The following is a 635-nucleotide window of genomic DNA, read 5'->3' as shown; positions in this document are numbered from 1 at the left end:
GTGGCCGCGCAGCAGGAGCTGGCGCAGGTCGGGGCCGCCGCCTTTACCGCGCCCGGGTTCCGGCCGGGGCTGGTCCGGCATGTGGTGCTGTTCCGTTTCCTTCGTGGCGTCACGCCGTTCCAGAAGGCCGAGATTGCCCGCCGGTTCTTGGAGCTGGCGGTCGATTCGCGCCGCCCGGATGGCCGGTCCGTGGTGCGGTCGATCGAAACCGGCCTGCAGAATAGCGGCGAAGGACAGGATGACGGGTACGAGATGGGGTTCCTGGTGACCTTCGGGTCCGAGGGGGACCGCAATTACTATGTCGGCCGGCCGGTCGTGACGCGGCCCGGCTTCTTCGACCCCGCGCATGACGCGTTCAAGACCTTCTTGGCGCCCTATCTGGCCGGGGTCTTGTCGTTCGATTATCGGGTGGCGGCGGAATCGCAGCCGCCTTCGGCATCGTCGCCGAAGAGCGTGAAGCACCATGCCAGGCGCCGGAAATGACCGGTTCGCGACCCATGCAGGCAGGAGACGAAGGAAGCAGCATGTCTGATATCGGAACAACCGGGGGAACGGGCGGGGAAACAGCCCGGGCGCGCCGGCGGGGCGGCCTTGGGCGGATGGCGCTGTCGTGCGGGACGGCGGTCCTGCTTGCC

General features: G+C 68.3%; 1 protein-coding gene. It reads left to right on the top strand.

Going from position 1 to position 635, the window contains the following annotated elements; genetic code table 11:
- Positions 1–483 (top strand): Dabb family protein (locus tag HUK84_RS21825; protein WP_176641994.1); only part of this gene is annotated, 483 nt, incomplete at its 5' end.
- Positions 484–635: the final 152 nt, after the last annotated feature.

This window comes from Nguyenibacter vanlangensis (assembly GCF_013376155.1).
Taxonomy (GTDB): domain Bacteria; phylum Pseudomonadota; class Alphaproteobacteria; order Acetobacterales; family Acetobacteraceae; genus Gluconacetobacter; species Gluconacetobacter vanlangensis.
Note: the sequence above shows the minus strand (reverse complement) of the source record. Positions and strands in the feature narration are given on the sequence as shown.